The 23592-nt window shown below is 61.6% G+C and carries 19 protein-coding genes; 4 read left to right on the forward strand and 15 right to left on the reverse strand.

Annotated elements, in window-relative coordinates:
- Nucleotides 1–52: 52 nt before the first annotated feature.
- From BM131_RS13050 to BM131_RS13070, 5 genes are all read right to left on the reverse strand, one after another.
- Nucleotides 53–2011 carry an AMP-binding protein gene (locus BM131_RS13050; protein ID WP_090190155.1) on the reverse strand — a complete coding sequence of 653 codons (1959 nt, stop codon included), beginning with the start codon at nt 2009–2011 and terminating at the stop codon, nt 53–55.
- A gap of 215 nt (nt 2012–2226) precedes the next feature.
- Nucleotides 2227–3090 carry a DUF481 domain-containing protein gene (locus BM131_RS13055; protein ID WP_090190157.1) on the reverse strand — a complete coding sequence of 288 codons (864 nt, stop codon included), beginning with the start codon at nt 3088–3090 and terminating at the stop codon, nt 2227–2229.
- 246 nt (nt 3091–3336) lie between these two features.
- Complete coding sequence (gene fdhF, locus BM131_RS13060; RefSeq protein WP_090190159.1) at nt 3337–6114, reverse strand: formate dehydrogenase subunit alpha; 2778 nt, start codon at nt 6112–6114, stop codon at nt 3337–3339.
- Nucleotides 6115–6278: 164 nt separating this feature from the next.
- A complete protein-coding gene (gene yaaA, locus BM131_RS13065; RefSeq protein WP_090190161.1) occupies nt 6279–7049 on the reverse strand; it encodes a peroxide stress protein YaaA in 771 nt (256 codons plus the stop codon).
- Nucleotides 7050–7122: 73 nt separating this feature from the next.
- Entirely contained in the window at nt 7123–7812 is a 690-nt protein-coding gene (locus BM131_RS13070) for a helix-turn-helix transcriptional regulator (RefSeq protein WP_090190163.1), read from the reverse strand.
- Between the two features lie 75 nt (nt 7813–7887).
- Between BM131_RS13070 and BM131_RS13075 the strand changes: the two genes are divergently transcribed.
- Nucleotides 7888–8490: a glutathione S-transferase family protein gene (locus BM131_RS13075; protein WP_090190164.1), complete on the forward strand. Its 603-nt coding sequence runs from the start codon at nt 7888–7890 to the stop codon at nt 8488–8490.
- On the opposite strand, the gene recQ is transcribed toward BM131_RS13075, so the two are convergent.
- Nucleotides 8487–10520: a DNA helicase RecQ gene (recQ, locus tag BM131_RS13080; RefSeq protein WP_090190166.1), complete on the reverse strand. Its 2034-nt coding sequence runs from the start codon at nt 10518–10520 to the stop codon at nt 8487–8489. The genes BM131_RS13075 and recQ overlap by 4 nt on opposite strands.
- 246 nt (nt 10521–10766) lie before the next feature.
- Between recQ and BM131_RS13085 the strand changes: the two genes are divergently transcribed.
- The 3 genes from BM131_RS13085 to BM131_RS13095 are packed head-to-tail and all read left to right on the forward strand — an operon-like array spanning nt 10767 to nt 13077.
- A complete protein-coding gene (locus tag BM131_RS13085; RefSeq protein ID WP_090190168.1) occupies nt 10767–11411 on the forward strand; it encodes a histidine phosphatase family protein in 645 nt (214 codons plus the stop codon).
- A gap of 11 nt (nt 11412–11422) precedes the next feature.
- Nucleotides 11423–12040, forward strand: coding sequence for a glutathione S-transferase family protein (locus BM131_RS13090; RefSeq protein ID WP_245754241.1), 618 nt, complete (start codon nt 11423–11425; stop codon nt 12038–12040).
- Nucleotides 12037–13077 carry a saccharopine dehydrogenase gene (locus BM131_RS13095; protein WP_090190169.1) on the forward strand — a complete coding sequence of 347 codons (1041 nt, stop codon included), beginning with the start codon at nt 12037–12039 and terminating at the stop codon, nt 13075–13077. The genes BM131_RS13090 and BM131_RS13095 overlap by 4 nt, the downstream gene beginning before the upstream one ends.
- Here the strand turns inward: BM131_RS13095 and BM131_RS13100 are convergent.
- The 9 genes from BM131_RS13100 to BM131_RS13140 all read right to left on the reverse strand — a co-directional run bounded on the left by BM131_RS13100 (nt 13074) and on the right by BM131_RS13140 (nt 23551).
- Nucleotides 13074–13814, reverse strand: coding sequence for an SDR family NAD(P)-dependent oxidoreductase (locus BM131_RS13100; RefSeq protein WP_245754242.1), 741 nt, complete (start codon nt 13812–13814; stop codon nt 13074–13076). The two genes, BM131_RS13095 and BM131_RS13100, sit on opposite strands and share 4 nt — an antisense overlap.
- Before the next feature lie 43 nt (nt 13815–13857).
- The gene (locus BM131_RS13105) at nt 13858–15066 is read right to left on the reverse strand and encodes an MFS transporter (RefSeq protein ID WP_090190276.1); all 1209 of its coding nucleotides are present in this window, start codon (nt 15064–15066) and stop codon (nt 13858–13860) included.
- Complete coding sequence (locus BM131_RS13110) at nt 15063–15815, reverse strand: DUF1365 domain-containing protein (RefSeq protein WP_090190173.1); 753 nt, start codon at nt 15813–15815, stop codon at nt 15063–15065. Before BM131_RS13110 ends, BM131_RS13105 begins: the two co-directional genes overlap by 4 nt.
- Entirely contained in the window at nt 15812–17110 is a 1299-nt protein-coding gene (locus tag BM131_RS13115; RefSeq protein ID WP_090190175.1) for an NAD(P)/FAD-dependent oxidoreductase, read from the reverse strand. Before BM131_RS13115 ends, BM131_RS13110 begins: the two co-directional genes overlap by 4 nt.
- Nucleotides 17111–17209: 99 nt before the next feature.
- Nucleotides 17210–17587 carry a hypothetical protein gene (locus BM131_RS13120; RefSeq protein WP_090190176.1) on the reverse strand — a complete coding sequence of 126 codons (378 nt, stop codon included), beginning with the start codon at nt 17585–17587 and terminating at the stop codon, nt 17210–17212.
- 24 nt (nt 17588–17611) lie between these two features.
- Nucleotides 17612–18862, reverse strand: a complete 1251-nt coding sequence (locus BM131_RS13125; RefSeq protein ID WP_090190178.1) for a DNA recombination protein RmuC — start codon at nt 18860–18862, stop codon at nt 17612–17614.
- Nucleotides 18859–20697, reverse strand: a complete 1839-nt coding sequence (gene mutL / locus BM131_RS13130; RefSeq protein WP_090190180.1) for a DNA mismatch repair endonuclease MutL — start codon at nt 20695–20697, stop codon at nt 18859–18861. The genes BM131_RS13125 and mutL overlap by 4 nt, the downstream gene beginning before the upstream one ends.
- Before the next feature lie 119 nt (nt 20698–20816).
- On the reverse strand, nt 20817–22139 hold the full coding sequence (locus tag BM131_RS13135; protein ID WP_090190182.1) for a M16 family metallopeptidase: 1323 nt from the start codon (nt 22137–22139) through the stop codon (nt 20817–20819).
- The gene (locus BM131_RS13140) at nt 22136–23551 is read right to left on the reverse strand and encodes a M16 family metallopeptidase (protein ID WP_245754243.1); all 1416 of its coding nucleotides are present in this window, start codon (nt 23549–23551) and stop codon (nt 22136–22138) included. Before BM131_RS13140 ends, BM131_RS13135 begins: the two co-directional genes overlap by 4 nt.
- Nucleotides 23552–23592: the final 41 nt, after the last annotated feature.

The raw sequence follows: 23592 nt of genomic DNA on the forward strand, positions 1-23592 counted from the left end.
GCATCATCTTGCTTAAAGTACTCGCGCCGCAGGCACTGCCCCGACACCGCCATCATTCCGCAGCCATTCGGCGACGCGCGGTGACGACGGCATCACAGATCACCAAAGTCGCCTTGATCGCGCCCTTGCGGCCGTCTTCATAAGTGACCTCAGTCTCGGTGTAGATTTCGGGCGATCCGTCATAAAGCGCGGCGATCAGGTCGGCGAATTTGTCGCCCACAACGGCGCGGCGCACCTTGCGGGACCGAGTCATTTCGCCGTCGTCAGCGTCTAGTTCTTTGTGCAGCACAAGGAATCGGTGGATCTGGCAACCCGCCAGCATTGGATCATCCGCGATGCTGGCGTTCACATCATTCACATGGCTTGCGACCAGTTCCAGAACCTGAGGATGCTGGGACAGTTCCTGATAGGACGAATAGGCGATGTTGTTCCGCTCTGCCCAGTTGCCCACCGCGGTCAGGTCAATATTGATGAACGCGGTGCAGCGATCGCGGCCCGCGCCAAAGACGACGGCCTCCAGGATGTTGGGATAGAACTTCAGCTTATTCTCGACGTACTTGGGCGCGAACATTGCGCCGTCGGCCATTTTGCCCACGTCCTTGGCACGGTCGATGATGCGCAGATGGCCGGTGCTTTCCTCGATGAAGCCAGCGTCGCCCGTGGCGACCCAGCCTTCGGGGTCCTTGGTCGACGCGGTGCTTTCGGGGTTCTTGTAATATTCCACGAAGGTGCCAGAGGACCGATAGAAGACTTCCCCATTATCCGAGATCCGCAGTTCGACCCCCGGCGACGGCACGCCGACCGTGTCGGACCGGACTTCGCCGTCAGGTTGCTGAGTGATGAAAACGGTTGCTTCGGTCTGACCGTAAAGCTGTTTGAGGTTGATACCGAGGCTGCGATAGAAATCGAAAATCTCGGGGCCAATCGCTTCACCTGCGGTGTAGCCGACGCGCACGCGGGATAGGCCAAGGGTGTTTTTCAGCGGACCATAGATCAGCAGATTGCCAAGGCCGTAACGGATGCGGTCCATCAGGCCGACGGGCTTGCCGTCCAGCAGATCAGGGCCGACGCGGCGGGCGATGGCCATGTAATGATCGAACAGACGCTTCTTGATCTTGCTCGCGTCTTCCATGCGGATCATCACGGTCGTCAGCTGCGTTTCAAACACGCGGGGCGGGGCAAAGAAATAGGTCGGCCCAATTTCGCGCAGGTCGGTCAGCATAGTGTCGGCGCTTTCGGGGCAATTCACGCAGAACCCCGTCCACATCGCCTGACCCAAGGAAAAGATGAAATCGCCAACCCAAGCCATCGGCAGATAAGCAAGCACCTCGTCGCCCGCACGCAGATGATCAAATTCAGAGGAATTCTTGGATGTCTCGATAACATTGCGGTTCGACAGCACGACGCCCTTGGGGCGCCCGGTCGTGCCAGAAGTGTAAAGCATCACGCAGGTGTCGTCATAGGTGCGCGCGTCGGTCCGGGCCTGCATTTCAGCCTTGCGGCTTGATGCGCGGCCACGCTCTTGCACGTCGGCATAGGACGTCATGACGTTGTGATCATAACGGCGCAGCCCGCGCCCATCGAGGTAAATGATATGTTCCAGCGTGATCTTGTCAGTGCTGGCATCGGTCAGCTTGTCGACCTGCTCCTGATCGCCAACGACAGCAAATCGCGCACCGGAATGTTCCAGCGCATAGGCGATCTCTTCCACCGCGGCTTCTTGATACAGGGGCACCGGAATGCAGCCGATTTTCTGCGCGGCAACCATGGCCCAATAAAGGGCCGGACGGTTGCGGCCTGAAACGGCGATATGATCGCCGATATTGGCCCCCATCTCGAGCAGGCCAAGGGCCAGCGCGTCGATTTCGGCCGCAGCCTCTGACCAGGTCCAGCTTTGCCAGATCCCGAATTCTTTTTCACGATATGCCGCCTTGCTGCCATGTTGCGCGACGTTGCGCGCTAGCAGATGCGGAATAGAAACAGGTGCAGCGCCAGACGCAGCAGATGCCATGGATTCCCCTCCCTCGGTTCGGGTTTGCCCAAACCGTCAATGCAACGCCTCCCCGCGCCGCATCTTCATCACCATACTGAGAGGTCAAATGCCCTGCGTCAAATATTTTATGAACGGTTGTTCATTTCTTTCAAAAACAGACCCGCAAACGAAATCGGGCGGTGGCTTTCGCCACCGCCCGTCTTCAGCAATATCTTGGAATGCAATCCGAAGTATTAGTTGAAGTTGTAAACGACTGCCACACCCAGAGTGTTGGATGCGTCGCCGAAGGAGTCATCGACTGCGTCGTCAAAGGACGTGGACAGCGACGTGCGCAGCGACAGGGAGTTTGTCATTGCAACGTTCAGTGCCAAGTCGTTGGTCAGCAGGGTCGAAGTTTCCGAGTAGATCACGTCGGTGTCGTTGGTGACGTAGGACGTGGCGCTCAGCGAACGGTAGTAGTTGGACGAGATCGACGCAGCAACTTCGGAGTTGTCGTCGCCTGCAACGGTCTCGGTGTAACGGTAGCCGGGGCCTGCCTGGATGGACCACTGGCTGGTTGCATCGTTCAGGATACGGTAGCCAAGGCCTGCACCAACGAACACGTCGATGTAGTTGTCGTCCAGGTTCTCAGCAGCGCGGTCTTGGGACGCGTCCAGCTTGGCGTAGCCAAAGTACTTTGGGCCGAAATCGCGGCGGTAGTCAGCGCCCAGCAGCAGCTGGTTCTGCGACTCGTCGCCGTTGTCTTCGGAGTAGTTGTAGGCTGCGGTCACGTCGATGCCGTTCACGCCGTCGAATGTGCCGTAACGCAGGCCCAGGCCGACGTTTGCATTGTCGTCGCCGGTGCCTTCAGCGGAACCGTTGTCGTCATTGTAAGCGGTGGCGCGCAGTGCGACCGAACCGTACGAACCAACAACGCGGCCTTCGTTGCCAAAACGGCCAACGTCACGCTCTGCATCGTCAGCGATCTGCTCTTGCAGGTCGTCGAACTGGTCTGCAGCGGCGTCTTCGTTGCTGAAGGTGGTGGTTTGTGCGACGGCAGCGCCGGCAATCGTAGCTGCAGCAGCGGCAACGACGAAGATGTTGACTGTCTTGGTCATGGCGAAATCCTTATTCTGTGGTCCCGCAGCACTGCGGGTGTGACTGCTAAATGCGCTGCACCCTGCAAAAGTTCGAGATCCCTTGCTCATTTTGCTGCTGTGCAGCAAGGATTGTATGGTTTTTGTGACATGCGCTAAAATCAGCGCATGCTAGCGCGCTGATTTTAAACGAAATAAAAATTATCACGGGCCCGTGTTCAAAATAATCAACGCGGACTCTTGAATGTGATGGAACCTGATCGGGCGTTACAACACGTTTTCAGCCGTTTGAATCGCTGTGACGCGGACCGCTGCGTACTTAAACTCTGGTATTTTGCCAAAAGGATCAACCGCAGGGTTCGTCAGAAGGTTAGCGGCGGCTTCGACAAAGGCAAAGGGTAAAAACACCATATCAGCCGCAACAGCGCGATCTGCCCGTGCCATGATCCGAATGGATCCGCGCCTCGTCGTCAGTTCCACCAGATCACCGGGGGCTACGCCAAGGCGGCGCAGTGTGTCAGGATGCAGGGAACAGTTCGCCTCAGGCTCGACCGCGTCCAGCACAGTGGCACGGCGCGTCATTGATCCCGTGTGCCAATGTTCCAACTGGCGGCCGGTGGTCAGCACCATCGGATAGTCGGCATCCGGCTCTTCTGCCGGAGCGATGACATTGGCAGGCGTGAACTTTGCGCGGCCGCCGTCGCGGGGAAAGCCGTTCGCGAACATGATCGGCTGACCGGGATCGGTGGGCGACAGCGACGGATAGGTTACAGCGCCGCGTTCCAACCGGTCCCACGTGATGTTGTCCAGCGACGGCATCGTCCCCGCCATTTCGTCATAGACTTGGCGCGGATGGTCATAGGTCCAATCAAGGCCCAGCCGCTGCGCCAGATCGGTGATGATGACCCAATCCTCGCGCGCATCACCCGGCGGCGGCACGGCAGGGCGACCCATCTGCACTTGGCGGTTCGTATTGGTGACTGTGCCGGTCTTTTCGGCAAAGGCGCTGGCGGGCAGGATCACATCGGCAAAGTTCGCGGTTTCCGTCAAAAAGATGTCCTGCACGACCAGACAGTCCAGCTTGGCCAGCGCCGCGCGGGCGTGATCTAGGTCAGGGTCCGACATCGCAGGGTTTTCGCCAAGGATGTACATCCCCTTGATCTGGCCCTCGTGGACGGCGTCCAGAATCTCGGTCACGGTCAGACCCTTTTGCGGATCAATCGGTGTGCCGCCCCAGACCTGTTCAAAATTCGCGCGGATGTCAGCGCTGGTGACAGACTGATAATCCGGCAGGAACATCGGGATCATACCGGCGTCAGAGGCACCCTGCACATTGTTCTGCCCGCGCAGCGGATGCAGGCCAGTCCCCGGCCGCCCGATCTGCCCGGTCATGAGCGCAAGGCTGATCAAGCACCGCGCATTATCGGTGCCATAGGTGTGCTGGCTGACGCCCATTCCCCAGAAAATCATCCCCGCATTGGCCCCGGCAAAGGTGCGGGCCACATCGCGCAACATGTCTGCGTCGATGCCGCAAATCGCGGCCATGCTTTCCGGATCATAGGCTTGCAGATGTGCCTGCTCTGCCGCCCAGTTTTCGGTGTAGCCTTCGATATATTGGCGGTCGAACAACCCTTCGGTGACGATCACGTTGCAGATCGCGTTCAGCATGGCCACATCGGTGCCCGGTTTGAACTGCAACATATGGGATGCAAACCGCTTCAGCGCCTGCCCGCGCGGGTCCATGACAATCAGCTTGCCGCCGCGCTGGGTGAACTGCTTGAAATAGGTCGCGGCAACGGGATGGTTTTCAATCGGATTGGCCCCGATGACGATGGCCACATCCGCATTCTCGATCTCGTTAAAGGTCGCAGTCACAGCGCCAGAGCCGACATTTTCCATCAGCGCGGCCACAGATGACGCATGGCACAGCCGGGTGCAATGATCGACGTTGTTGTGACCAAAGCCCTGACGGATCAGCTTTTGGAACAGATACGCCTCTTCATTGGTGCATTTCGCACTGCCAAAGCCTGCGACAGCCGTACCGCCATGTGCGGCGCGCAAGCCGCCCAGACCGCCAGCGGCGACGCTCATCGCCTCTTCCCACGTGGCCTCTCGAAACACATCGCCCCAATTGCCTGGATCAACGTTCAGCCCCTTCGCGGGCGCATCAATCCGGCGGATCAGCGGCTTAGTCAGGCGGTGCGGGTGGTGGATATAGTCAAAGCCAAAGCGCCCTTTGACGCAAAGCCGCCCCTCGTTCGCGGGACCGTCCAACCCGTCCACATATTTAACCCGTCCATCCTTGACCTTCAGGCTGATCTGGCAGCCGACGCCGCAGAAGGGGCAAACGCTGGCGATCTCTTCATCGAAATCCGCGCTATCGCCAACCTGCGCCGCGTCCAGCACGGATGCCTCCATCAGCGCACCGGTCGGGCAGGCCTGCACACATTCGCCGCAAGCCACGCAAGTGCTGTCGCCCATGGGATCATCCAGATCGAATACCGGATAGGCATCCGCCCCGCGTCCCGCCATGCCGATCACGTCGTTCACCTGAACCTCTCGGCAGGCACGCACACACAGGTTGCACTGAATACAGGCATCAAGATTGACGCGCATCGCGACATGGCTGGAATCCAGCAGCGGAACATGCACCGCATCCTTTGGCGCAAAGCGGCTGCCAGCAACGCCGACGCGATCCGCCATATCCCACATATGGCTCGACTGATCATGCGCGACGTCCCGCGCCGGCTGGTCGGCCAGTAACAGCTCCATCACCATCGCCCGTGCCTGCACTTCGCGCGGCTTGTCAGTCGTCACGACCATGCCGTCCGAAGGCACCCGCACACAAGACGCAGCCAAAGTCCGCTCGCCTTCAATCGCGACCATGCAGGCGCGGCAATTTCCGTCAGGACGATAGCTTTTGGCGTCCTTGAAGCACAGATGCGGGATCACCAGGCCGCGCCCATGCGCCACTTCCCAGATCGTCTCGCCCAGGCGGGCCTGCACAGTTTCGCCGTCCAGCGTGAATGTAATGGTCTCGGTCATGGCGTCCTGCTCCCCCGCTTACCCCAAGACCTAGCGCACCTGCGCCCCCGCGTCATCAAACACACGCGACCCTCGGCCTGCATTTCGCGGCACCGGGCCCAATGACACCCTTTCATCTTGCCAAATAAACTCCCGCCGGAGGCATCCACCCTGCCAGAAATCGCTTAGCTTGGATAATCACGCACAAAGGCCCAGCTGTCGCCCTCCGACAAGTCCGGATCAAAGCGATACCCACCGGTGCCGAAATCCTTGATCCCGTCAGGCGCGGTGACACGCTGCGTGACCATAAACCGCGCCATCGCACCGCGGGCGCGCTTGGCAAAGAAGGACACAACGCGCGGCCGTCCCTCTTTCACCTCTAGAAACTGCGGGGTGATCACGCGCAATTTCAGCGCCTTGCGGTCCACCGCACCAAAGTATTCCTGACTGGCACAATTCACCAAGACATCTGTCCCGGCCTCATCGGCCCGCGCATTCAGCGCTTTGGCGATGCTGTCGCCCCAATAGTCATAAAGGTTCGCGCCGCGGCGGGTTTTCAGCCGCGATCCCATCTCGAGCCGGTAGGGCTGGATGCCATCCAAAGGCCGCAGCACGCCGTAAAGCCCCGACAGGATACAAAGCCGCTCTTGCGCGGCCCCGATATCCTCGGGTTCCAGCGATGTCGCATCCAGACCGGTATAGGTGTCGCCGTCGAACAGCCAAGCGGCAGGCTTTATAGCCTCTGGCGCGGGGTCGGCGCTAAAGGCTTTGAACCGGTCGCGGTTCAGCTTGGCCAGATCCTCTGACAACTTCATCAGGCTCCGCAGCTCTGCCAAGGTCAGCCCGCGCATGGTTTTCGCCAGCCGCACGGCGTCATCGGCGAACAGGGGCTGGGTCGGCGCGTGGCCCACGGGGGACAGGTCCAGCGATTTGGCGGGCGAGATGGTGACGAGCATGGGGCCTCCGGGCAGGTTTGGCTATGTTCTAGCACTCCAGCGGGCGGATACCACCCGGCACCGATGTCGCAGGTCAGTGGCGATTGGTCGTCATCTGCGCCACATAGTCCCGCAGCATCCCGGCACGCCGCGGACGAAAGCTGTCATCGGTCAAGGCCGCGCTGGTGATGCGGTCGGCCATGAACTTGCGAAAATCCTGCCGCAAGACGCACCACGCCAGCACCATGATGCCGCGATCAAGATAGACCATCGCCAGCGGCAAAATCCGCCGGTCCGACGCAGCCCCCGTGGCATCGACATAGGCGATACCCAGCGCCAGTTCGTCCCAACAGGCGCGGCGGATCAGCGACAGATCGGCGGCGGGCTGGGGCGGGCGTTCAACCCGCCGCACCATGATGGCGGCATGTTGCGCCTGCCGCTGCATCCTGTCGGGCAAGGTCGCGATAATCTTGCCCAGCGCCGTATCTGCCGCCGCTGACAAAGCCGGATCGCCGCGATGCTGTGCCTCGGCCAGCCCCAGCACCAGCGCTTCGATTTCCTCTTGGGTGAAGGTCTGCGGCGGCAAGGCGGTGTCTTCGGTCAGGGTATAGCCATATCCCGGCGCGCCATCGATCAGCGCACCGCCGCGGCGCAGCGTGTCGATGTCCCGGTACAGCGTGCGCGGCGACACCTCGGTCTCTGCCGCCAGCTGCGCGGCTGTGACCGGCGGCGGCAAGCGCCGCAGCGCGTCGATAAGGCGAAACAGGCGATCAGTGCGGGCCATGACGATCCTGACGGAAACTGACAGTAGTGCTGCGCTTATAAAGGGCCATCACACAGCACTTGAAAAGGAAAAACCATGCTGACGCTTTATCACGCCCCCTTCACCCGTTCGACCGGCATCATCCAACTGTTGATGGCGCTGGACGTGATGGACAAGGTCGATATCCGCATCGTCGATATCGTGAAGCAGGACGGAAGTGGCGCCCCCGACCCGGCCAACCCCCACCCCGAAGGCAAGGTGCCGTTGCTGGTCCATAACGGCACCGCGATCCGCGAACGCGGCGCGATCATCCAGTATCTGACAGAGCTGTTCCCAAGCCCGCTTGCCCCTGCCATCGGCGACCCAAATCGCGGCGCTTACCTTGGCTGGCTGGCCTATTATGGTGCCGTCGTGGAACCGGTGATGGTCACAACCTTGCTTGGCCTGGACCACCCCGGCCTGCACAGCAATTTCCGCGGCACACAAGAAATGAGCGATGCCTTGGTCGCCGCCCTGACCGATCAGCCCTATTTGCTGGGCGACACCTTTTCGGCGGCCGACCTGCTGGTCAGCTCTCCCTTCCAATGGATGCCGACCTTTGCGCCCAAAGCGCAGGTCGTACAGGACTGGCTGGCGCGCTGCCAGGCCCAGCCCAGCGCGCAGGTGTCGGCCGCGTATGACGCCAAGCTGGCGGCCTAGCCGTCTGACAAGACCGCCAGAAAGGCATCGCCAAAGCGTTCCGCGTGACGATCACCAATCACGCGGGCCACGGCGCTGCTATCAGCGCTGCGCAGTTGCGCCACCTTGGCCAGCTGCGCAGCGCTACAGCTCATCGGTTTATCTAGGCCATCCGGCCCCCGCGTCAGATCAGCCTGCACGGCCAGCAGACGATCATAGACTGCGCCCTCGCTTCGCCCAGCGAGCTTAAGCCGTGCGGGGTGCACGTCTTCTACGGCACCAGCGATGACTTCTAGAAACGCGCGGCCATAGCTTTCCAGCTTTTTCGCACCAACGCCGCCGATGCGGGCCATCTGGTCCAGATTGGCGGGCTTACGCTCTGCCATCTCGATCAAGGTTTTGTCGTTAAAGATGATATAGGCAGGCCCGCCCGCCGCCTCTGCCAGCGCACGGCGCTTGGCTTTCAGCGCAGACAGTAGCGGCGCGTCCTCTTCGCTGACCATGGCGCGCACGGCGGGGCTGAACTTGGCATTCGTGATCGTATCTTTGCGCAGCGTGATCTTTTCCTCGCCCTTCAAGATCGGGATCGCGGCGTCGGTCATGCGCAATGCGCCGTGCCGCGCCGGATCAGGGCGAAACAAATCGCGCCCCATCATCTGACGGAAAATCGCCTGCCACTGACGTTTATCGTATTCCTTGCCGACCCCGTAGGTCGGCAGCGCGTCATGTCCGCGCTCACGGATCTTGGCCGTATCCGCGCCCATCACGATGTCGATCAAATGGTTCGCGCCGAACCATTCATCGGTCCGCAAGGCGGCGGACAAGGCCATGCGCACAGGCGTCGTCGCATCGAACAACTCCGCCGGTTTGTCGCACAGATCACAGTTGCCGCAAGGTTTTGGGTCTTCGCCAAAATACCGCAGCAGGTTCAAACGGCGGCACTCCAGCGCTTCAGCCAGCCCAAGCAGCGCATTCAGCCGCCCATGATCCGCGGCGCGCCGCTCTGGCGGGGCAAGCCCTTCGTCAATCTGCTGGCGGCGATAGCGTATGTCCTCGGGACCATACAGGGTCAGCGTCTCTGCAGGCTCGCCGTCCCGGCCGCCGCGCCCGATTTCCTGATAGTAGCCTTCAATCGACTTGGGCAGATCCGCATGCGCAACCCATCGGATATCCGGCTTATCAATGCCCATCCCAAAGGCCACGGTCGCGGTGACGATCAAGCCGTCCTCTTGCTGAAACCGCCGCTCCACATCGCGGCGCGATTCCGCATCCATGCCGCCATGGTAATAACAGGCCGAATGCCCCGCCTGCCCAAGCGCTTGGCTCAGCGTTTCCGTCTTCGCCCGGGTGCCGCAATACACAATGCCAGACTGGCCCTTGCGCGCGGCGGCAAAGCCCAAAATCTGGTTGCGCGGATTATCCTTTACGGCAAAGGCCAAATGGATATTCGGCCGATCAAAGCCGCGCAGAAATGTCGCCGGTTGCTGCCCGTTGAACAGCTTTTGAATAATCTCGACCTGGGTTTCCGCATCCGCCGTCGCGGTAAAGGCCGCCAGCGGCACATCCAGCATCTCGCGCAGCTCGCCGATACGCAAATAATCGGGCCGGAAATCATGGCCCCACTGGCTGACGCAATGCGCCTCGTCCACGGCAATCAGCGTGACATTCGCCTCGCGCAACATGCGCTGGGTGCCAAAGGACGCTAGCCGCTCCGGTGCCATATACAGCAGCTTGAGCGTGCCCGCCGCCAGCTGCGCCCAGACCGCGTCCGTCTCTTCTTCGGTATTGCCAGAAGTCAGCGCACCCGCCGCCACACCCGCCGCCTGCAACCCGCGCACCTGATCGCGCATCAGCGCAATCAGCGGCGATATCACGACGGTCACACCGGGGCGCACCAAGGCTGGCAGCTGGAAACACAGCGATTTACCGCCGCCCGTCGGCATAATCGCAAGCGTATTCTGCCCCGCCACCACGGCATCCACGATCTCTTCCTGACCGGGCCGAAACCCGTCGAATCCAAAGACATCGCGCAGCAGCGTGTCGGCCTGCATCTGTACCCTAACTCTCTTGTGCCTGAACCCGCACAATTTCATGCCGGGAATCCGTAAACAAGTCCCGAACGCTGCACACCCTTGTGACGCCCTCATACGGCATTGCCCAAATACGCGCGCGCCGGGCACCTTCCCCATCATCTTGCTCCAAATACTCCCCCCGGAGGGTCCGCGCCCGCGCCGTCCGCACCGTTGCCATCAGGGGCGCAACGGCTTAACCCAACGCCAAAGATAAGGAGCCGCACCATGGGTGAAATCACGCTGGTCCGCCACGGCCAGGCCAATTCCGCTGCGACGACAGAGGCCGAGTATGATCGCCTCTCTGACCTTGGTCACGAACAAGCCGCTTGGCTGGGCGCATGGATGCGCGAGCATGACCGGCCTTATGATGTCGTGCTGTCCGGCACACTGCGCCGCCAGCGCGAAACCATCGCGGGCCTTGGCTATGCCGATGCGCCCAGCGATGCCCGGCTGAACGAAATCGCCTATTACGACCTGACGCACGAAATGAAGGAAAAGCACGGCACCGAACGCACCAGCCCGGACGATTTCGTCACGCATTTTCCAGCGACTCTGACCGCCTGGCGGGCCGGTGAAATCGGCGGGGCCGAGTATTACGAGGACTTTCGCCAGCGCGTTCGTGACGTGATGGCGATGGCGGCCCAGCCCGGCAAACGCGTGCTTTGCGTGTCGTCAGGCGGGATCATCGCGCAGGCGATTTCTGATGTGCTGGGCCTTGATATCCCGCAGATGTCCCGTGTCGCATTGCCGATCCTGAACACTAGCGTGCACCGCATTCAAGTCACCGATCACGGGCCGCTTTTGACCTGCTACAACAGCGCCCCCCACCTTGATACCGCCGCGCGCGCGGACCAGCGCACTTTTTACTGAAAGCTTCGCCAATGCTGACCCTGCATTACAATCCCCTGACCATTTCCGCCGCCACCGCCATCGTGCTCGAAGAGCTGGAGGTCCCCTATACCCCCATCCTTGTTGATTTCAGCGACGTGTCGCAGCAGTCGCCCGCCTACCTTGCGCTGAACCCCAAAGGGCGGGTGCCGACGCTGCAAACACCGCAGGGCGTGTTGACAGAAACGGGCGCGATCCTTGAATATCTTGCCGCGCAGCATGGCCCCCACCTGATCCCCGAAGACCCCTTTCAGGCGGCCCGGATGCGGGAAACAATGCACTACCTCGCATCCACCGTGCATGTGAATTACGCCCATGCCATGCGGGGCCCGCGTTGGGCGGACTTAGAATCCTCTTGGGCCGACATGACTGCCAAAGCGCCGCACACGATGGCCGCCTCGCTGGCTTATCTTGAGGGTCACTTGGACTTTGCACCCTTTGCCATCGGCAACAGCCTGACGCTGGCTGATCCATGGCTGTTCGTGCTGACCGGGTTTGCGACGCGCCTGCACATCGACATTGCGCAGTTTCCGAACCTGTCGGCGCATCAGGTGATGATGCACGATCGCTATGCCGTGCGCGCCGCCCGCAACAAAGGAATGCTCGCATGACACATCTTTGGGTCCGCGCTGAAAGCCGCGACCACGAGGCCCGCGTCGGCATCATGCCCGACGGCGTTGCTGCGCTGATCGCCGCAGGGCTGCGCGTCACGGTCGAAGACAGCGTTCAGCGCATCGTCCCCATTGCCGATTACGTCGCCGCAGGGGCCGAAATCGCAGCAGAGGGCGCATGGGTGGACGCCCCCCTTGATGCGTTGATCTTTGGTCTAAAAGAACTGCCCGCCGACGGCACACCCCTGCGCCACACCCACATCATGTTCGGCCACGCGTACAAGGGCCAGCCCGATGGGCGCGTCCTGCTGGACCGTTTCAAAACGGGCGGCGGACGGCTGCTTGATCTGGAATATCTGACGGATGACTCAGGCCGCAGGGTCGCCGCCTTTGGCTATTGGGCTGGCTATGCGGGCGCGGCGGTTAGCCTGATGTGCTGGATGGCGCAGCAGCAGGGCAAGGTCATGGGCCCCGTGCGCGCCGTGCCGACACAGGCGGCCTTGCTTGCCGATTTGCGCGGCGCGATGGCGGGAATCACCGGCCCGCTACCGTCCGCACTGATCATCGGCGCGCTGGGCCGGGTTGGCACCGGGGCTGCCGATCTGTGCCGGGACATGGGCGTTGGCACGACCCTGTGGGACATGGCAGAGACCGCCAGCGGCGGCCCCTTCCCAGAAATCCTAGCGCATGAGCTGTTCTTTAACTGCATCCTAGCCCGCCCCGGCACGCCCGTCTTTGTGCCTGCCAGCGCCAAGACAGCAGAGCGCCGGCTCAGCGTCATCGGCGATATCGCCTGCGATCCGGACAGCGACTTTTCCCCGATCAAAGTTTATGACCGCGTGACGACCTGGGATGCGCCAGCGCTGCGGGTGCATGACGCGCCCGTGCTGGACGTCACTGCGATCGACAACCTGCCGTCGCTGATGCCGCTGGAAAGCTCTGCCGATTTCGCGGCGCAACTTTTGCCGCACTTAGCCGCGCCCGGATCGGATGTCTGGGCGCGCGCGTCAAAGCTGTTCGATCAGGCGATCGCTTAGCCCTTGGGGCGGAAAATGCCGTAATAGGCCCAATCCGGCAGGAATTGCCCCAGCCTGAACAGCCAAGAAAATACCGCCGGGAAGCTTTTCTTAAAGCTTTCCGGATTATTCATGTGTTCGAAGATGGCGGTCGCCGCCTCTTCGGGCTCCATGATGAAGGGCATGTTGAAATCGTTCTTTTCGGTCAGCTGGGTTTTAACAAAGCCCGGATTGACCACCTGCACGTTCACGCCGGTCTTGCGCAGATCGGCATACATGCATTCGGCCAGCGACATGACCGCAGCTTTCGATGCGGTATAACCAATCGTGCCGGGCAGACCGCGGAATGCGGTCAGGCTGGACGTCACAACGATATGGCCATGATCGCGGGCGGTGAAATCATTAATGACGCTGCCCACGACGCGAGATGCACCAAGGTAATTGATATCGGCCATCGCCTCGGCCTGTTTGTTATTCCAAGCGGACGATTCCATCGGCCAATAGACGCCGGCCAGATAGACCACGCCGTCGATCTCTCCCACCTCTGCGCGGGCCGCTTCGACTGCGTCCAGATCGGACACATCGACGGTGACATAGCTGGCCTTGCCGGGCAGCTCTTCGACAAGCGATTTCAGGCGATCCTCTGACCGGGCAGAGACGACGACTTCGACACCGACGCGGCTGAGTTTATGCGCGAGCGCGCGGCCCAGACCTTCGCTTGCGCCTACGATCCAGTATCTTTTGCCTTGCCAGTCCACGTCGCACTCTCCTGTCTTTGTTACCTTTATAGATAGGTCCGGATCAGGCGTCCTCAAGCCGAGTCGCGGATAACAGCGCGATTGCCAGTAATTTGAGCACGCATGGCACGCCTGCATAAAGCCACGTCAGCAGCGTCAGCGCCTGCGCCGTGCTGCCGCCGCTGGACCGAAAGCCCACCTGTTCTAGCAAAGGTAACAGCAGCGCCGCCGCGAAGGCCAGCGTCAGCTTGTTCACCAGTGACCAAAGCCCAAAGCCTTGCCCGCCATTGGGCGATACCGTCGCCATGCGCCGGGCAAACATCGCGGGCAGCAGCGTCAGGTCGGCCCCAATAGATGCGCCTGACAACACACAAACGACGGCAAAGGCGACCTGATCGCCCGCGCCCAAGCGCAGGGTATAACCGAAGGACATCACCGCCAGCGCCATCGCTGCCAGCAGCACGCGCTTTGGCCCGAACCGGCGGGCAAGCGCCGACCAGATCGGTGATGACACCGCAGCGGCAAGGAAGAAGAGAACGAGCAAGGGTCCCTCCCACCCTGGGGCTTGCAGGCGGCTGTCGACGTAGAACAGGAACAGCGTAGACGACACCGCCAGCGGCGTCGCGTTGACCAAGGCCAGCAGCAGCAGACGGCGGGTAATGGCGTCGGACAGGATGGTGCGGATGGGCGTGACCTCTGCCACCGTGCGGCCCTGCCATTCCGTCCACATCACCGCCGCGGCCAGCAGCGCCAGCACGGCAAAGCCCCATGCGAACACGGCAAAGGGGGCTGCGACCGCGCCCATCAGAAACGTCGGTGCGATGGCAGCGGCGCAGATGCCCAGCAAGGCGCCTGTTTCACGCCATGCCGCCAGCCGAACGTGCCCATCTGCGCCCGCCTTCGCGATGCCTTGGGCATAGAAGTTGATGGTCAGGAATGAAAAGGCGCTGAACAGCGCGGTGATCGTGATGCCAAACCACCACAGCGGCGCGATGGGCGGTGGCACGGCAAACAATCCCAGCATCGACGCCGCCAGCAGCAGCACGCCTAGCGTGACCGCCCAAGCCTTGCCCTTGTCCAGCCGTTCGCTGATCCACCCCAGCGCCGGGTCTTGCACCACGTCCACCAGCCGCAGTGCGGCCAGTAACGCGCCAAGGGCCGTCAGGCTGACGCCGTAAGTGTCGGCATAATACTTCGGTGCGTAGATATAGATCGGCAGCCCTGCCGCATTAATGATCGCCGCGAACAGCGCAAAGGCGGGCAGCCGGGTCATGTGATGTCGTCGGTCGGCGGCTTGGTCCATGGACGAAAGGTTGCGCCCTTCCACCACAGCTTTATCGCCTGCCAATGGATCAACGCCAGAACGCGGCGAGAGCCGAAAGGACGACGCAGGATCGCACGCAGGATACCCGCATTGGTCAGCGGCTTGCGCGGGCCGGCTAGCGTGGCAATCAAGCCGCCCGCGCCGCGCGTGTAGTCAATGCGCACATCAACCGCCTCTGGCGTGATATCAAAATGGAACACATATCCGCCTTCAATCGGCTGGAAGGGTGAGACATGGAATATTTTATCCGCCGCCAGCGGCACGCCCTTGGTGATCGGCGCAAGGTTCGCACTGCGGCACAGATAGGAATGGCGATCGCCAAAGGTATTGCCCACCTCGGCAATGACGCAGCGCAGCACGCCGGCGTCGTCGTGGATCAGCCAAAAGCTGACGGGGTTAAACACATGCCCCAGCACGCGCGGCTGCGCGAGCAAATCGATCCGGCCTGTCAGCTCGATTTCGTTTGCGGCCAGCACGGCGCGGACCCATGCCGCGCCTGTGCCAGCCTTCATCACGCCGCCATGATCGCTGTCGTGTAGCGACATCACACCGCCAGCGTTGCGCCCGAATAGCGAGGGGCCGGACACGTCAGCCTCTGCATCGCAGATCACGTAGTCGATCGAATATCGAAAGGCATTCTTCACCGCGCCCTTGCGGCTGTGAAACGTATGCCCTGCGATATGATCGATCTGCGTCACTGGGCGGCCAGCTCCTGCCGCTCGTTCGCGTTCAAGGCGGTGACGACGTCATAGGCCGACGACAGGCCGTCCTCGTGAAACCCGTTCTTCATCCATGCGCCGCAGAACCAAGTCCGGTTGGTGCCGTTCAGCGCGCGCGCTTTGTCCTGAGCAGCGAGCGCGGCGGTGTCATAGACGGGGTGGCGCAGGCTGGTTTGATCCCAGATCAGCTCTTCGCGGATGGGGCGCGTGGTGTTCAGGGTGACCATGTAATCGGTCCCGGTCAGCCACGGCTGCAGCGAGTTCATCCAGTAGGTCAGATCAATTTGGTCGCTGCGCTTCTTCGCGGATTCCGTATAAATCCAAGACGCCCAGACCTTGCGCCGCTTTGGCATGATCCCGGTATCCGAATGCAGCACGACGCTGTTCGCCTGATAGCGCACGGCCCCTAGGATTGCGCGCTCGTCCGGGCTGGCGTCCGCCAGCAAGGACAGCGTGTCGTCGGAATGGGTGGCAAAGACGACCTCGTCGAAATCCTCCCACTCTGACCCGATGGCGCGGACCTGCACCCCGGCGGAGGTACGCTGCACAGCGCCGATGGGCGCGCCAAGCCGCACATCAACGCCGCGCTGTTCCAGATCATCGCCCAGACGGCGCACGTATTGGGTGCTGCCGCCTTCAACCGTGTACCATTGGTGCTGCCCCGTGGCCCCCAGCAGCGCGTGGTTGTCGAAAAACTTCAGCAGCGCATAGGCCGGAAAATCGAGGATCTTTTCCTTGGGCGTCGACCAGATCGCACCGGAAAACGGCAGCAGGTAATGGTCACGGAAATAATCCGACAACCCCAGCTGTTTCATAAGCCCGCCAATCGTCAGGTCTGTGTCCTGACAGGCGGCTAGACCGTGTTTGTTGAAATGCAGCACGTCGCGGATCATGCGCAGGAAATAAGGGTTCGCCGCATTGCGCCGCTGTGCGAACAGCGCATCAAGCGAGGTCAGCGCATATTCCAAACGGCCGCCATCAAAGGACGCACCAAAGCTCATGTTGCTTTTGACGACAGGCACCGACAGGTGATCGAACAGCGCCGTCAGATGCGGATAGTTAGCATAATTGAAAACGATAAATCCGGTATCGACCGGCGTGTCCTTTTGCGGGCCAGCCATGCGGGTGCGGGCATGACCGCCAAGGCGATTGCCTGCCTCGAACAGCACAACGCGGTGATCACGCGCCAAAGCATGCGCCGCCCCCATGCCTGAAATGCCGGCCCCGATCACTGCGATCTTGCGGGGTAGGTTCGTGGATGTCTCAAATGGCATTACAGGCTCCGTCGCGGGCGTTGGGATGTGTCATGACACATGCCACGCAGGGGCGGGACAAAAGGTTTCAATAATTCTTTGTGGTAATCTGTCGCAGGCTTAGTTCCAAGCCAGCGGAACCAGCACAGTGCCGCGCCCCATAAAGCCGTCGCCATTGGGGTCCAGATAGAAATCGCGCCCGGTATAGGCGCCGCGCACCACGTACTGGCGACCTTCCAGCGTCAAGGTGCCAGCGGTGCCGCGCGCAGAGCCGCCGCAAACCGCTTTACCGCCTTGGCAGGGCACAAGGTTAAAGGTTTGGATCGTGCGCAGCGGGTCCGTGTCGCGCACCAGCACTGTCACCGCAGCGCCGTCTTCGAAGGGCGTATCGGTAAAGGCATCGGCAAAGGCGGCCTTGGTTGCGTTCGGGCCATCAGCCAGCGGGCCGGTGCAGGCCGAGACGGTCAAGGCGGCAAGGGTCATCAAAGCGTATTTCATATCGCGTTCCTTTCGGGCTTGGCGTCAGTCTTGGCCGCTGACCCGCGCTGGTGCAAGGGGCAATGGATCACTTGTGTCGTCCTGCGACAGCTCTTCAAAGTCGAAGTTGTCCAGCCGGTCGGCCCGCTTGCCCGCCCGCGTCGCGGCCGTCATCACGCCTGACACATCCTCGCTCGCCTGCCGCAGATGCATCTCTAGCTTGCTGGCGCGCACGCCGATCAGTTCGACGTCGCGGTGCAGCAGCTTTAGGTTCTTGCGGATCTCGTTGGTGTGCTCGCGCATCCGCGCGTCTTTTAGGATGGCCCGCATCGTGTTCAGGGTCGCCATGCAGGTCGTAGGCGATACGATCCAGACGCGCGCATCAAAGCCCGCGCGCACGACCTCTGGCAGGCGGGCGTGTAGTTCGGCGTAAACCGCCTCTGATGGCAGGAACATGATGGCGCCGTCCGCCGTCTCGCCCTCGATGATGTACTTCTCGGAAATCGCCTTGATGTGCACCCGCACGGCCAGCCCCAGATCGCGCAGGGCAAGCTTTTGCAGCTCTGGCGTCTCGGCGCGGGTCAGCGCTTCGTAGGCCTCGAACGGGAATTTGGCGTCGATGACGATAGGGCCGGGCGGGTTTGGCAGATGCACAAGGCAGTCGGCCCGCTTGCCGTTCGTCAGCGTGTGTTGAAGGGTATAACTGTCCGTCGGCAGCGCCTTGGACACGATGTCAGTCAGCTGAATTTCCCCAAACAGCCCGCGCCGCTGCTTGTTCGACAAGATGTCCTGCAAGGACAGTACGTCGCCCGACAGCTTTTCGATATTGGATTGCGCCCGGTCGATGGTGGCCAGCCGTTCCTGCAATTCAGTCAACTGCTTGGTCGACTTTTCAGAGCTGCCGGTCAGCGTTTCTTTCATCCGCTCTTGCAGGTCAAACATGCTGCGGGCGGATTTCAGCGCGTTATCCGCCAGCTTTTCCGCCACCTGCGCATTCACCTGCGCCAGACGCGTTTCCATCGTCTGAATGACGCGCATCTGCGCCGTCGCCTGCGCGTCACTAACGCTTTGGATATTACCCGCAAGCTGGCTTTGCCCGTTGCCAAGCGCCTGCATGTAATCGCCCAGCTGCCCCAATTGTCCGGCCAGCGCATCGACAGTTTCCGTCGTCCGGGCCGCGCGGCGGGCAGCGGCGATCAGCAGCCAGAACAGGATCATCAGCGCAATGGCAGCGACCAACGCGGCCAACACCAGCGGATCGGTTAAATCAACCGTCATCGTCCCGATCTGGATCATGTGCGCCCGAACAACCGGTCGATATCTGCCATCGACAGCGTGATCGACGTGGGCCGCCCGTGGTTGCACTGGCCCGAGAGCGGCGTCGCCTCCATCTCTCGCAGCAGGGCGTTCATTTCTGGCCCCGACATGCGGCGCCCTGTGCGGACAGAGCCGTGGCAGGCAACCCGCGACAAGATCGCGTCAATCCGCGCTTGCAGCGGGGCGGTATCGCCGCCGTCCTGCAGGGTATCCAGCACGTCCAGCACAAGGCGGCGGGCATCGACAGTCCCAAGGATCGCAGGCGTTTCGCGCACCGCAATCGCGCTGCCGCCAAAGGGTTCGATCACAAGCCCAAGCCGCGACAGATCATCCGCTGATTCAAGAAGCAGCGCCGATTCCGTTGGCGTCAGATCGACAATCTCTGGGATCAGCAGCGCCTGCGCAGCGACGCCGCTATCGGCCATCTGCGCCTTCAGCCGCTCGTACACCAGCCGTTCATGCGCCGCATGGGCATCTACGATCACAAGGCCAGCTTCGGTCTGCGACAGGATGTAGTTTTCGTGCAGCTGCGCCCGCGCGGCCCCAAGCGGCAAATGCTGCGGTTCTGGCGCGGCGCCTGCCTCTGGCTCTGGCTCGATCCGGGCAGAGGGTTGTTCGGCAAAGCCGGACTGGAAGGTCATCGACGCGGCGGTAAAGCGCGGGCCAAGCGAAGGCCTGTCCATCTGATAGATGCGCGGTGCGTCCGTGGGTGCGGGCGCCGCAGCCATCGCGCCCAAAGCGGCATGGCCGACGGTGGACGAACTGCGATGCCCCGCTTCGGCCAGCGCATGGCGGATGCCAGAGACAATCAGCCCCCGCACACAGGCGGGATCGCGAAAGCGGACCTCTGACTTGGCGGGATGGACGTTCACGTCAACCAAGGTTGGATCGCAGTCGATGAACAGGCAAGCCACGGGATGCCGGTCGCGCGACATCACGTCCATATAGGCGGCGCGCAGGGCACCCAGCAGCATTTTGTCCCGCACAGGGCGGCCATTTACGTTTAGATATTGGGCAACGGCGGCACCCTTGGAATAGGTCGGCAGGGCCGTAAAGCCGGTCATGTGAAAGCCGTCACGCTCTGCATCCAGCGGCAGAGCATTTTCGGCAAAATCGCGCCCCAGCACGGCGCGCAGCCGCCCGCCAAGGGCGTCGAACATATCACCGGTTTCACCATCAGCGCGAAATAGGGTGCGGGTATCGCCCCCGGTCGCATCGCGCAGGATAAAGGTCACAAAGGGTTCTGCCATGGCAAGGCGGCGGATCACATCCACAACGGCCTGCGTTTCGGCGCGGTCCGTGCGCAGAAACTTGAGCCGCGCCGGGGTCGCATAGAACAAATCAGCCAGATCGACTTGGGTGCCCCGCGCGCAGGCCGCGGGGCGCACATCACCCATGCGGCCACCTGCGACATGGACGCTGGCCCCCTCGTCACCCGCGCGGCTGGTGATTGTCAGCCGCCCGACAGCGCCAAGGGATGGCAATGCCTCTCCGCGGAAACCAAAGGAGTGGATGTTCAGCAGGTCGGAGCCGTCAATCTTGGACGTGGCATGGCGCGACAGCGCAAGCGGCAGATCAGGACCGGCGATCCCGCAACCATCATCGACCACACGGATCAGCGTCTTGCCGCCATCGGCGATGGTGACATCAATCCGCGTCGCCCCGGCGTCGATGCTATTCTCGACCAACTCTTTCACCGCAGAGGCGGGGCGTTCCACAACCTCTCCCGCAGCAATACGGTTGATCGCAGATTCGTCCAGCTGACGGATCACAGGGCGCGCGTCTTGGCGTATCTGGGGGGAAGCGGTTTGCATGCCACAACAGATAGCAGTCAGCGCCCGATTCTGCGAGGGGCAAAACCGGACCGCCAAGGCGGCCCACAAGAATTTTCGCAAAAATCCTTAATGCAGAAAGCGTCTTCGTACGAAGCCTTTTAGTTCCCAGCCGCCGCGTCCGCCTCTAGTCCCTCAGGCTGTCCGACCACGACAAAGTGCAGGTTATCGGGCTGCAACAACTCGCGCGCCACGCGGTTCACATCGTCCAGCGTCACGGCATTCAGCATGTCGTTGCGGTTCACGATATACTCAGGCGGCAGGTCGATCATTTGCATGCCGACCAGGATGCCCGCGATATCCGCATTGCCATCGAAGCGCAGCGGATAGGCACCGGTCAGATAGGTTTTGACGCTGTCCAGCTCTTCCTGCGTCATGCCGTCCTGCGCCATGCGGGCCCATTCCGCCTTGATCACGTCAATCGCCTGCGCAACCGTCGCATTGGCAGAGGCGACTTGCCCCAGCACCAGATCGGCGTGAAACTTGGACACAAGGAATGTGCTGACGCCATAGGTCAGCCCGCGTTTTTCGCGCACTTCCTGCATGAGGCGCGACTCGAAACCGCCAGCGCCAAGCGCTTCGTTCAGGATATAGGCAGCGAAATAGTCAGGGTCGTCGCGTTCAATCCCTGCGTGACCGAACAGCGCCACAGACTGCGGCGTGTCATAAGGAATAACGGTGGTGCCACCCTTTAGCGCAAATTCTGCATCTGCGGGCAAGGCAGGCCCCGTCGCAGGCAGATCGCCCAGCAAGTCGTCCAGCATCGTCCCCAGTTCATCCGCCGTGATGTCACCCACAGCACCGACATAAAGGCGATCGCGCGTCAGCGCGTTGGCGTGGGCGGTCACGATATCATCGCGCGTCAACGCGGTCACACTTTCCACTGTCCCATCAAGGGAAGACCCGTAAGGATGATCGCCAAAAGCCGCCGCATCGAAGGCCGCGCTGGCAATCGCATTGGGTGATTTCGCATCCCCAGCGATGTTCGACAGCACCTGTTCGCGCACCCGGTCCACCGCGCTTTGATCGAACCGAGGCTCGATCAGCGCATCGCGCAGCAGGGCCACCGCCTCTTCGCGGTTTTCCGTCAGAAACTGCGCGCTGATGGCCACGACATCGTCGCCAGTGTCAAAACCATAGCTCGCTGCCAGCTCTTCTCGCTTGGTCTGGAACGCCTGCGCGTCCAGATCGCCAGCGCCTTCCTCAATCAGCGCCATCATCAGGTTGGTCGCGCCGCGTTTGCCGGGCAGGTCTAGCGATGCGCCGCCGCGGATGCGGATCTCCAGCGCGGTGAATGGGATGCCATGCTCTTCGACGAGCCACGCGTTGATGCCGCCGGGCGAGGTGACTTGTTTAATATCCACAGCAGCATGCGCGACCGAGGCGGCCATCGCGGCGCAGAATGTCAGGGCGAAACGGATCATTGGGCTTGCTCCTTTTCAGCGACGACCCAGCCGGTCACTGATTGGTTCAGATCGAACACCTGCGCTGCGGCGGATTTGATGTCTTCGGCGGTGACGTCCTGCAAGATCTGCGGCCAGTCCTGCACGTCCTGCACGGTCAGCCCCTGCGTCAGCGCAGCGCCATAGCGCTGGGCGCGGCCCTGCACGTTATCCAGCGCATAAATCTCCTGCGCGTTCAGCTGGTTCCTGATCCGGTCCAGCGCCGCTGGGTCAATGTCAGCGGCCATGAAATCGGTGACCACTTGGTCCATCGCGGCCTCTGCCTCGCTTAGGCTGACGCCCGTCGACGGCACGACTGACAGCGAAAAGGTAGAGGTATCAAGACTGGACGGATCATAGCCCGCATTGGTGTAAATCGCCGTCTGCGTGTCGAATTGCAGCGCCTGCCCCAGCGCCGAGGTGAAGGGCGAGCCGCCCAGCAGTTCCGACAAATAGACCAGCGCGGCGGCGGTTTTCTGATCGCCGGCGTTGCGTTCCGTCGCCAGATAGCTGCGCACGATATAGGGCTGGCTGACGCGCGGGTCGGTATAGGTCATGCGGCGCGGCGCGGTCTGCGGCGGCTCTGTCGGGCGCAGACGCGGGGGCAGGTCCGGCTCTGGCGGGATCACGCCATAGTATTTCGCAGCCAGCGCCATCACATCGTCCGGCTGCACATCCCCCGCGACCACTAGGATCGCGTTATTGGGGGAATAGTTCAGGGTATAGTAGGCCAGCGCGTCCTCTAGGCTTAGCTCTGCCATCTCGTGCTTCCAGCCGATGATCGGCACGCCGTAACGCAGGTTCTGATATTGCGCGGCCATGAACTGTTCGCGGGCCAGCGCGCCGGGATTGTTGTCGGTCCGCTGGGCGCGCTCTTCGATGATGACATTGCGCTCTGTCTCGATATCGCTTTCGGACAGGCGCAGATTTTCCATCCGGTTGCTTTCCATTTCCATCATCAGCGGCAAACGGTCTGCCGCGACGCGCTGGAAATAGGCCGTGTAATCGTAACTGGTAAAGGCGTTGTCTGACCCGCCGTTTGCCGCAACCGTGGCCGAAAACTCGCCGGGTGCCAGCTTGTCCGTGCCCTTGAACAGCAGGTGTTCCAAGAAGTGGGCAACGCCGGATTGGCCGACCTTTTCGTCGGCAGAGCCGGCGCGATACCAGACCATCTGGACGACGACAGGGGCGCGGTGATCTTCGATCACGACGACTTCCATGCCGTTATCAAGCGTAAAGGTGGTGACGTCATCGCCGATCTTGACCGGCGCGGTGACGGTGACCGTCTTACCGCCTTCGGTAAAGCTGGCGCCTTGGGCCGTGTCGGTTGCGGTTTGCGCCTGCAACGGGGCAAGGCCCAGAAACAGAAACGGAACGGCCAGCATGCGTGTCATGAAAATCCTGCAAGATTGGTCAACGTTGCCGTCAACCTAAC

The sequence above is a fragment of the Loktanella salsilacus genome (assembly GCF_900114485.1).
Classification (GTDB): Bacteria; Pseudomonadota; Alphaproteobacteria; order Rhodobacterales; family Rhodobacteraceae; genus Loktanella; species Loktanella salsilacus.